We start from the raw sequence: 11,686 nt of genomic DNA on the forward strand, positions 1-11,686 counted from the left end.
CCTGTAATCGAGGTGTACAATATGGTGCAGTTATTCTTATAGTATGTATAACAATAATATAAAACGTGTTTCTTAATCTGCAAATGTTATGTTATAATGTCGTTAGCATTATAACCGCGCCGGAGCAGGGTGGAGTTCGCATCCTGGCACGAAGCGCCATCTCATGGACGCTTGCGGAGAGTGTATAATATCGACAGATAAAGATAAGCAATTTGCATGGAGAGATTAAATATGAAACAGAATAAATATGATGATAAGGTGTTTTTTGAAAAATACAGCAAGATGGATCGTTCGACAAAGGGACTTGCCGGTGCCGGTGAGTGGAAGACCCTGGAAGCAATGCTGCCAGGTTTTAAGGATAAACGGGTTCTGGATTTAGGATGCGGATTTGGCTGGCATTGTCAATATGCCGCAGAGCATGGAGCAAAAGCGATTACAGGAGTGGATATCTCGGAGAAAATGCTGGCTGTGGCAGAAGAAAAAACGGATAAGAAAATTTCCTATATGAGAATGCCGATAGAAGAGATCACTTTTCAGAAAGATTCATTTGACACAGTAATCAGTTCCCTTGCCTTTCATTATATAGAAGATTTCGGACAGATCGTTGAAAGAGTATCCGGCTGCCTTGTATCTGGGGGAGATTTTGTTTTCTCTGTTGAGCATCCGGTTTTCACGGCTTATGGGAGCCAGAACTGGTATTATGATGAAAACGGAAATATTCTTCATTTTCCCGTAGACCGGTATTTCTTTGAAGGCTCGAGAACGGCTGAATTTCTTGGGGAAGAAGTGATCAAATACCACAGGACACTCACAACCTATCTGAACGGTTTAATACAAGGAGGCTTTGAAGTGACGGGTGTTGTAGAACCCCAGCCGTCGGCACATCTGCTTCAAACGGTGGAAGGAATGGCGGATGAGCTGCGCAGGCCCATGATGCTGATTATCTCAGCAAAGAAAAAATAATGTACCATTGCATAGGGTTACCAAACATTGTATAATAAATGAAATTATATTTAGTAAGGAAACTTTATGAGAAAAATAACTGATTTTCCGAAAAATAAAATCACTCTGGAGGAGCTCCGGGAATTCATGAGGGTGATGGACTATTCCGATTTAGCAGAGCTGATCCATAACTTGACAAGCATGGGCCGGATCTCACCGGTTTTTCGATCCGGGCTGAATGGAAAGAAACCGGCTCTTCACCGGGCATATCATATCATTCGGGAGGCGAAGGATGACAGGACCTGCCGCGAGGAACTGATGTATCAATTGGTTCCAATGTTAAAAAATGATTATTATATAAGGAATATAGAAGCTTATCAGAAGGATAGGCCGTTTATAATGTCTTTAAATACCTTTATCAAAGAGCAGAGCGAATGCCTGAAAGAGCCGGCATCCTATAATGAGAGGAGCTTTGATATCTGGAGCAGGGAGAAATATTTGAAGATGGGAGGCGGAATCAGGCTTTTGAAAAAACTGGGTCTGACGCCCGATGACTTGAATGTATATGATACCACGGAACCCCTGGCTTATTATTCCCATCACAAGAGAGTGCCGCAGAAGCTTTTGATCATAGAGAATAAGGATACCTTCTACAGTATGAGGCAGCATCTGTTGGACAAGCATTCGACCATATTAGGGGAAGAGATTGGAACATTGGTATACGGCGGAGGGAAGAGCATCCATAGATCCTTCCGGGACTTTACCTTCTGTGTGGAACCCTATTGGAATGATCCGGAAAATGAAATCCTGTATTTTGGTGATCTGGACTACGAAGGGATTATTATATTTGAAGGACTACAGGAAAGCTTCCGGGACAGGGTCAGACTGCAGCCCTTTTGTGCCGCCTATGAGGCCATGCTTCAAAAAGCGGAGGGGGTAGATTTGCCCACGATGAAGGAAGGGCAGAACAGCAGGATTGGCGGCGAATTCTTTTCCTATTTCTCGGAGGAGGTACAAATGCAGATGAAGCTGCTGCTTCAGAAAAACAGGTATATTCCCCAGGAAATTCTTCAGAGAAAAGATTTTTAAGAAGCTTTCGGCAGAGGAAAGGTATGGTTAAGGTATGGAACTGGATTTTCTAAAGGACTTTACAAAGAGAATGAAGAGCATTGGTTCCTACGCAATGCTCTTTCGCAACAGCATACAGAAGGGAACCTGGAAGCAGTATGGCTTTGATACCCTATACGAACAGACGAATCTCATTTTCTCTGTTCTTTTATATATTATGGAACAGTCCTTGAAGGATGAGGCTTGTACTATGGACGATATCGGCAGCTTTATTGATACCATTAATATAAAATGGCTGAAAAAACAGATATCCTACGATCAGTGCAAGGAGCTGGGAGATTTTTTAGTAAATGTTATTCTGTGTGACGATGGCAAGGCAATGTATTTCCATGGCTTTGATTATGAGCTGGGTCAATATCAGGAGATACATATCAGCTTTATTGCCAATAAGATCATCTATATCCACGAGGACGTAAGGAGAACCTCATACTATCTGACGGAGGACGGATACAATCTCATGCTGTCCACTCTGGAGATTGAGGGCAATATGAAGCTTACTATTCATGAAATGATCTTCAAGCTCCATATGGAGAAGGCCAGCTATGATAAAGCGGTGGATGACATCAAGTATATTTTCAACCTCCTTCGAATCCAGCTTCAGAGAATGCAGGAAGCCATGCGCAAGATCAGGCAGAATGCGCTGCAGTTCACCGTGCCGGAATACAGCCGGATTCTGGATGATAATCTCATGACCATCGATGATACGAAGAATAAATTCAGCGGCTACCGGGAGCATGTCAGAAAGCTGGTAGAACAGATGGAGCAGCAGGATATTCATGTGGAGAAGCTGGAGGAAAGGGAAGCCGGCAATCTGAGAAATCTAAAGATTATAGAAGGCTATATTAACCGGGCACTGGATGAGTATCAGAGGCTTCTCTCCACACATTTTGATCTGAAGGCTATGTATACAAAGGAATTGGAAGCCCTGTCACAGATGTCCCTGATTAAGCGGTTCTCCTTCCGCAATGAATTATATCGTCCGATTTTACAGAACCCGGAGCATTTGGACCGGCTGGACTTCTTCCTGAGACCCCTGTTCAATCGGGAGCCGGACAAGACCTATCACATAGGCAAGGCCTTTGAATATCAGAAAAGCATAAAGGCGAGGGAGCCGGAAGAGGCGGAGGAGTTAGAGGATTTTGATGACGAGATCTGGAGGCTGGAGCAGCAGAGGAGACTGGAGGAGAAGCTGAGGGTCTATAAGGAAAGTCTGCAGTGTATTCTGGGTTATACGGTTCCATGCGGGGAGATCTCCCTCCTGGAGCTGAAGGAGCTTCTGACCCCGGAGGACAGGGAAAGGCTCATTCCCAATCTGGAGATATTCCGGGAAATCATGGTGGAATTAATCAAGAATAAGGAATTCCTCTTTGATAGCCTGCGAAAAGAGCGGGAGGAGCATTTTACGGATACCGTCAAGGATTTTCAGATTAATCTGTGCCTGCTGGAGGTGGCGGAGGAGCAGGAAGCCTTTCGGAGGCTGAGACGGCTGGAGGTAAGCAAAACAGAGGGAGAGGCTGTTGAATTTCAGAATGTGGCCAGCGAAAGCGGTGTGATGAAGAAAATACGGTGCAGCAATGTAGTGTTTCGGATTGAATAAGGAGGGCCGGTATGACGTATGAACTGGAGGATATTACAGCAAGCCAGATGATTTTCTATTATCTGCTGCAGTATAGGGAACTGAAGGAAGAAGAGGAATTAGAGCTTTATAAGGCATATACGGAGAAGGAAACTGTCATGCATCTGGTGAAGTGCCAGGGAGAAGCGGCGGGGAGCAATATTGAGAGGTATGGCAATGTAATCTATCTGATTCCCAAGGAGGAGAATGACTTTCTAGGCTATTCCAAGGCATTGCTTAAAGCTGCGCTATGCAAATCCACCGCTACAGACAAGGATTATTATCTCTCTCAATTCGTCATCCTGACCCTGCTGGTGGAATTCTATGACGGACAGAGCAGTTCCAGCAAGACCAGAGATTTTATGAAGGTGGGAGAGCTGATGAATTGCATTACGGAACGGTTAAGAGAAGGCGTTTCCAATCAGCAGGAGGAAGAGCAGGGAGGGCTTGCTTTTACCAATATGCAGGAGGCATTTGAAGCCCTGCGCAGTGACGATAAGGGAAGCCGACAGAGGACCAGCAAGGCGGGATTTCTGCATACAATCCTGGCTTTTCTGCAAAAACAGGGGCTAATTGACTATATCGAAGAGGATGAAATGATTAAGACGACCAGGAAGCTGGATCATTTTATGGATTTTAACCTGCTGAATAAGAATAATTATAACCGGGTCATGCGGGTTCTGGGGGTGAAAGAGAATGAGTAAGATTAACTGCTTTCGGGCAATCAATCTGAATTATAATAACAATGCGATGCGGATTGAGGACGAAACCTTCCGTTTTGAGGGGGACAGTACCTTGCTCTCCCTTCAAAACGGCGGCGGTAAATCGGTTCTGGTACAGATGATGATCGCCCCCTTCGTCAGAAGACGGTACCGGGATACCGCGGACCGTGCCTTTGCCAGCTTTTTTACCACGGTCAGGCCCACCTTTCTCCTGACAGAATGGCTTCTGGATGGGGGAGCAGGATATGTTCTGGTGGGAATGATGGTTCGTCAAAGGCAGGAGGCGGAGGAAGATAGTAAGGAAGAACTGGATATTGTGAGCTTTGTTCACGAATATCGGGAATCCAATCCCTTCGACATTCACAATCTTCCGGTGATTGAGACGGAAGGGAGGACTAAGAAGCTCAAGGGCTTTCATGCCTGTAAATTGCTGTTTGAGGAAGCGAGGAAGGAGAGGGGGCTGAATTTTCAATATTTTGATTTGAATCAGACGGCCCACCAAAGGAAATATTTTGACAGGCTGAGGGAATTCCAGATTAACAATACAGAATGGGAAGCGATTATTAAGAAAGTAAATCTGAAGGAATCTGGTTTATCGGAGCTGTTTAAGGACGCCAAGGACGAGGCGGGGCTGGTAGAAAAATGGTTTCTGTCCGCAGTGGAGAGTAAGTTAAACAAGGAGGAAAACCGGATGAAAGAGTTTGCCGGTATCATCCATAAATTTATTCTTCAATATAAGGAAAATCAGTCGAAGATCGAGCGGAAGGAAACCATTGCAGCCTTCCGGTCGGATGCGGAGCTGATACGGGAGAGTGCGCAGCAGTTTCGCATTGCCCGGCAGGAGAAGCTTCAATACGAGGAAAAGCTTGCATATCTCAGAAAATGCCTGAGTGCCCTGCTGGAGAAAAGAACCGGAGAGCGGGAGATACTGGAGGAGAGGCTTACCGTTCTGGAGCAGCAGCTGCAGAATATCCGGTATGAAGAGGCATCCTATCAGCTGTATTGTCTTATGGATGAGCTGGAGCTCTTATTCAAGAAGCAGGAAGACAGGGAACAGGCCAGGACTCAGCTTCAGGAGAGGATTGATGCCTTAAGCTTCCGGCTGCATACTATGGAATGCGCCGGATTATATGAGGAATACAGAGAGTGCTCCGGTGAGGTGCTGCTGCTGGAGAATAAGCTGGAGGTCTTAAAGGCGCAGGAAAAGGAGCTTCTTCCGGAGCGGAACCAATTAGGCTACAATCTCAGGTGCCGTTATGAAGATGCGGTAGAAAAGCAGGAAAAGTACCTTGAGGAGCTGGAGGAGCAGCAGCTATCCAAACGGGAGGAGCTGGAAATCATATCGGAGAAGGAGGCCGCGGAGCAGAAGCAGGCCCAGGAATGGAAGCAGCTTATGGGACAGCTTCAGGCGAATATAAAGGTCTTTGATAAGGAAGAACAGGAGTTTAATAAGCGCTATGGGACAAGGCTGGAGCGGAATATCTTAGGAGTGTACGAAGAGGGAGCCCTGGAGGTGATGAAGGCCCAGCTTGAGAATGCACTGGAAGAACTCCAAAGAAAGCTGATGCGGCAAAGAAGCAAAAAGGTACAGATGGATGAGAGCATCACCTCCTTCAGCAGGAATATGGAGGATCACAATGCCAGGTTGGGAGAATTAAAGCAGCAGTCCATGTATCACAAGGAACGCCTGGCGGGATATGAAGAGCAGCTGGAAGCACGAAGAATGATTCTGAGATTCATGGGGTTGGGAGAAGCGGAACTATTCCAGCCTCAGAGGATTGGCGAATGCTTTAATAGAAAGATTGAGGAGCTGGGACAGGCCAAACGCAGCCTGGAGCGAAAAGGGGAAGAGCTGGAGGAGGAGTACCGAAAGCTGGAGACCGGCAAGCTGCTGGAATTGCCGGGAGAATTCAGTGAATTGCTGAGAAGTATGGATATATCCTATGTCTATGGTATGGACTGGCTGAAGAAAAACGGCAATTCTGCGGCAGTGAATCAGAAGCTGGTACAACAGAATCCCATGCTGCCCTACAGTATTATTATGAGCGGAAGGGAGCTGAAGCAGCTGGCAGCAGCCCGGATTGATTTCTATACCTCCTTTCCGGTTCCGATTATACGGAGGGAGGATCTGGCCTTTCATCAGGAGGAAGAGGTTAGCTGCATCTATGAGATGAATAAAATCAGCTTCTTTGTCCTGTTCAATCATCATCTGCTGGACGCGGCAGCCTTAAAGGAGCTGCTGGAACAAAAGCAGACAGAGCTTAACCGGATTGGTAAGCTTCTTGGACAGAAGGAAACGGAGATCAGGGAGTATGAGGACAGATACAATGCAATCAAGTATCAGACAGTAACAGAAAGCAGTTATCGCAGTTGTATCGCGGAATTGGAGGCCTGCAGCTATCAAACCGGGTCATTGGAAAAAGAGCTGAATGAATTGAGGGAAAGAAAGGAAGTCCTGCAGCGTCAGCAAAGGGAATTGCAAAGTGAGATAGAGCAGGGCAACCGGCAGGAAGCGAATATAAGAAGCCAGATACAGGATTTTGAAAAGCTGTACCGGCAGTATGGAGATTATCTGAAGGAAAGAAAGGAATTAGAGCAGATCGGCAGGGATCTGGAGATCCTGGGACGCAAGATAGCGGAGAGGAAGCAGCGCATCGCCGAAATCAATGAATTTATCCAGGCCTCTGGTATTAATAGGGAGAGAGAAAGAATGAAGCTGAGGGATCTGCAGAGGAAGCTGAATGAATATCAGAGCTATCAGACCGGAGAATGGATACACAAGGATCTGGAGGACCTGGAGGCGAGATTCGAGGCTCTGACCAGGAAGATCAGCGAGGATCAGCTTCAGTTGGAGGAGAGTCTGGGGCGTGCAAAGGATCGCTTTGATAAAAAGCAACAGCAGCTTTTGGATAAAGAAGCCTTATATGGGCTTTCTGAACCGGATTATAAGGATGTTAAGATGGATGCCTTTACTGAGCGTGAGGTCAGAAGGGAGCGGAGTTCCCAGGAAGAGAGACTGGGAAGGATCCGGGAGGAGTATAATCAGGTATCTACCAGTATTGCGGTTTTGGAGAATCGGGTAAGAGAAGGGAAAATGCTGCTGGAGGAGCGGTTTGAAAAACTGGAACCGATCCCACGGGAACGGATTGTTGATCTGGAATTTAAGAGGCGTGCCAGGCTGATACTGGCAGATCTTGAGAAGGAGAAGGAGCAGAAGAAGTCATGCGAGGAGAAGATCGCCTGCTATGAAAATAACCTGTCCGGCCTTGCGGAATTCGATCAGCTCACAACGGAGCAAAGCTTTTTCTTTGAAACAGAACTAAGCGCTATGAACAAGAGCAGCCTGGAAGAGTTAGAAGGGAAGGAATGGATTGCTTTCCGGGGCAGACTGGTGAGGGATTACCGCAAATCAGACGAGGTTCAGGACGAGAAGCGGGAGGCTCTTGGCAAATGCCTGGATGGTATCGCCGGAAAGAAGAAATACGAAGAAGAATTCTTCAAAAGACCGTTAGAAACCCTGACGCATCTGGCTCACGAGCCCAAGGGAATTCTGGAACAGCTGGAGATCATCCTGTCCTCCTTCCATGCCCTGCTGGAGAAGCTGGAGGTAGATATCGCCATCGTGGAGAGGGAGCAGGCGAAGGTAACGGAGATGCTTCTGGATTATATCTGCGAAATACACAAGAATCTGGGTAAAATCGACCGTAATTCAACCATCACGGTGAGAGAGCGATCCATTAAAATGCTTAAAATCAAGCTCCCGGAATGGGAGGAGCAGGAAAGTATCTATCAACAGAGAATGCGGGGCTTTATGGAAGGGCTGATTATATCAGGGCTTCAGAGGCTGGATCAGAATGAGAATCTGGAAGAAATGATCGGTTCCAATGTGACAACCAGAAATCTGTACGATACCGTAGTGGGTATTGGGAATGTAGGAATCAGATTGTATAAGATTGAGGCACAAAGGGAGTATCCCATCACCTGGGCGGAGGTAGCCAAGAACTCCGGCGGAGAAGGGTTCCTATCCGCCTTCGTTGTTCTTTCCAGTCTGCTGTCCTATATGAGAAGAGAGGATACGGATCTGTTCTATGAAAAGGAGGAGGGGAAGGTTCTGGTGATGGACAATCCCTTTGCCCAGACCAACGCGGCGCATCTCTTGAAGCCTTTGATGGATATCGCACGGAAAAATAATACACAGTTGATCTGTCTCTCCGGCTTGGGCGGTGAATCTATTTACAACCGATTTGATAATATCTATGTCTTGAATCTGATGGAGTCCGGACTGCAAAAGGATGTACAGTATCTGAAGGGGGAGCATATCAAGGGAGAGAAACCTATATTAACTATCCGAGCTTCACAGGTTAAGGTGGAAGAGATGGAACAGATGGAGCTGTTGTTTTGATGAAGGGTCGAGCATAATATGAATTTTGCAGGTTTATGTATATTATAATTGTAATACAGCAGCCGGGTGTCGAATTATGAAAAAAATCAGTGTAAAATTCTTCCGTATTCCGGTTGCCAATTGATGTGGGAACTGTTATAATGAACTTGCTGACGGCGATATAATGATCAAATATGATAGGATTATTGTATTGCAAAAGGGCTGTCCTCAACTAGCGATAAAGGTTAGTTTTGTGACAGCTCTTTTTTTGCTTCTTTGTTATCTTATTTTAAATATAAAAACTTTGGTGTCTTTTTTACGGGAAGAAAATAATGTTGACGGCTAGCAATAAAAGGTGTATGCTGTAAAAACAAACTAATACAAAGGAGGTTTAAGAAGATGAAAGAGAACATATATAAGAGATTTTTAGCTCGTAATATACTACTTACTCATGAAGTTGCTGAAAAATTAAATGTTTCTCGACAAAGAGTTTCTATTTTACATAAAGAAGGAGAATTGGTTCCTGTTAAGAGCACTGCCAATGGTTCAGTGTATCTTTTACAAGATGTTGTGCAGTATATGGAGAAGAAAGGCATTCTTCCGCGTTATACAAACTTAAGAAGTCCAAAGTATGTTTGTGAAAAATCTAGTACTAGAGATAATGTTACATACTTTAAAAAGCATGTAGTTCATTTGGGTTCAATAGAACGAATATCGATTTTTTTTGAGGATATTGATGCAGCTATTGAGAACTATTTTCTAACATTAGAAGAGTTTAGATATGGTGATTTAATAAGCTTATCAATTCCGCATATGGTAATAAGTGATTCAAATGGCAATGAGATGTGGTTGCCGGGTTGCAATTGTGGCTATGGTGGAGGAGGACCCCATGGAAGTTCAGAAGTATTACAAATGATAGGGATACCGAAAAACTTAATAGAAAATGTATTTTTTCATCCAATAGTAAAATATATAAAGGATGAAGATGGAAATTGGGAGGTAAATGTGAGAGAAAGTGATTTTGATTCTCGCTTACGCGATAATTATAAAAATGCTCATGCTAATATGTACTGGCATCAAGGGCGCTTAACCTTATTACAGGATGATAGGTGGAGTAGAGGTAAGAGTATAGAGGTTCTTGAAAAGTATTGGGCATTTATTCCGAATCCAGTTGAATATATATTATTTTCTGATGACGAACAAGCAATTGATTATGGTTTTTTTAATCCTTCAAATCAGTATGGTTATAAGACTGGAGCATATAGACTGGTTATTAGAGACTATACAGGAAGACAATTGTGGCTAGATCCATATATTGAAAAAAACAGAACAATAGATAAACAATCTGAATTGAAAGATATTCTTGAGGCATGTGGTTTTGTTATTGAAAAAAAAGGTCCATATCAGAATTTGAGTCGTTGGTTTGAACTTTCATTAAAGAGAGTAGATCTATGTGACCCCGTAGTTGGTCGGAGAGAGCCTTTTTAATATAATTTTTATATGTAAAACTGCTACTTACTCAATTAATAATTTAAAAAGAGAAATGATAAGTCGGAACGTAGATATTGATTTTTGTTAAAAACGGATAAGGCTAAGATTTTTAATACAGTCATTTTATAAAAATCAAGATTTGAGTGGCGGTATTATTGAAAATATATTCTGACACCAAGGGGATATCAGCCCCGATGGTCTTCAGAATTACAGCAACAAGGCATGTGGAGATGGTTTGTCTAATGGAGAGAAAAAATATATCTGGTGATAAGATGAGTTATAGTATAGGGGGCATTAAATGGTGAATAGAATAATGAATCCACTGGTAAATGAAATTAAAAGTATTCTTGATACTGCAAGAAGTAATGTAGCGAGAGCTGTGAACAATGAACTGATAGCTTCCTATTGGAAAATAGGAGAAATCATTGTTCGTTATGAACAGAATGATAGTATTAGGGCAGAGTATGGGGAACAAACATTAAAACAGTTATCTAAAGAATTAACAAAAGAATTTGGACGTGGATTTTCTATTTCAAACTTGCAGTTTATGAGAAGATTTTATTTAGAATATCAAATTCAACAGACAGTGTCTGTTAAATTGAGCTGGTCCCATTATTGTGAGTTGTTAAGTATTTCAGATAGAGACAAACGTAGCTTTTATGAAAATGAGACAATAAATTCAAGTTGGTCTGTCAGAGAATTAAAAAGGCAAGTTAATACATCGCTATATGAACGCTTGCTACTTTCTAAAGGTGAAGTTAACAAGCAGGAGGTACTAAGATTAGCGACCAAGGGTGTAGAGTTAGTAAGACCTTCTGATATGATAAAAGACCCCTATGTATTTGAATTTTTAGGATTGCCAGAAAATAAACCTGTTATGGAAAGTGATTTGGAAAAAGCACTTATAGAACAGATAGAAAGATTCCTGCTTGAACTAGGACGAGGATTTATGTTTGTTGGTACACAACAACGAGTAACTATAAATAATACTCATTATTATGTTGACATGGTATTTTATAACAAACCATTGAAATCGTATGTGTTAATTGAGTTGAAGACGACGAAGCTTATGCCGGAAGCAGCAGGACAGTTAAATATGTATTTGAATTATTATGAGAATGAAGTAAATGATGAAGATGATAATAAGCCGATTGGTATTATTTTGTGTACGGATAAAGAAGCATTGACTGTTGAATATGCTCTTGGCGGTCTATCGAATAATATATTTGCTTCAAAATACACCTACTATATTCCGGACAAAGATAAGCTAATTGCCGAAGTTGAGAAGATTGTGAGGAAATGGAGTGACTAAGTGTTGTCCGGCAAATTAGGAGATACAGCAATCAGCACTTTATTTTAACCTGAATTCGGTGTAGGGCATCATTGATCGTCACTTTATCCGATACA

At 43.3% G+C, this 11,686-nt stretch carries 7 protein-coding genes; all 7 read left to right on the forward strand.

The window, feature by feature from the left end:
- Positions 1 to 231: 231 nt before the first annotated feature.
- Positions 232 to 963, forward strand: a complete 732-nt coding sequence (locus tag HNQ56_RS19940; protein ID WP_429149766.1) for a class I SAM-dependent methyltransferase — start codon at positions 232 to 234, stop codon at positions 961 to 963.
- Between the two features lie 66 nt (positions 964 to 1,029).
- A complete protein-coding gene (locus HNQ56_RS19945) occupies positions 1,030 to 2,031 on the forward strand; it encodes a Wadjet anti-phage system protein JetD domain-containing protein (protein WP_429149768.1) in 1,002 nt (333 codons plus the stop codon).
- A 34-nt stretch (positions 2,032 to 2,065) separates the two neighbouring features.
- Positions 2,066 to 3,667, forward strand: a complete 1,602-nt coding sequence (locus HNQ56_RS19950) for a hypothetical protein (RefSeq protein ID WP_429149769.1) — start codon at positions 2,066 to 2,068, stop codon at positions 3,665 to 3,667.
- A gap of 11 nt (positions 3,668 to 3,678) precedes the next feature.
- Positions 3,679 to 4,389 carry a DUF6063 family protein gene (locus HNQ56_RS19955; protein WP_429149771.1) on the forward strand — a complete coding sequence of 237 codons (711 nt, stop codon included), beginning with the start codon at positions 3,679 to 3,681 and terminating at the stop codon, positions 4,387 to 4,389.
- Positions 4,382 to 8,809, forward strand: coding sequence for a coiled-coil domain-containing protein (locus HNQ56_RS19960; RefSeq protein WP_429149774.1), 4,428 nt, complete (start codon positions 4,382 to 4,384; stop codon positions 8,807 to 8,809). Before HNQ56_RS19955 ends, HNQ56_RS19960 begins: the two co-directional genes overlap by 8 nt.
- Before the next feature lie 378 nt (positions 8,810 to 9,187).
- Entirely contained in the window at positions 9,188 to 10,276 is a 1,089-nt protein-coding gene (locus HNQ56_RS19965) for a hypothetical protein (RefSeq protein WP_429149776.1), read from the forward strand.
- 301 nt (positions 10,277 to 10,577) lie between these two features.
- Positions 10,578 to 11,591: a PDDEXK nuclease domain-containing protein gene (locus HNQ56_RS19970; protein ID WP_429149779.1), complete on the forward strand. Its 1,014-nt coding sequence runs from the start codon at positions 10,578 to 10,580 to the stop codon at positions 11,589 to 11,591.
- Positions 11,592 to 11,686: the final 95 nt, after the last annotated feature.

The sequence above is a fragment of the Anaerotaenia torta genome, assembly GCF_050433395.1.
GTDB classification, from domain to species: Bacteria; Bacillota; Clostridia; order Lachnospirales; family Lachnospiraceae; genus Mobilitalea; species Mobilitalea torta.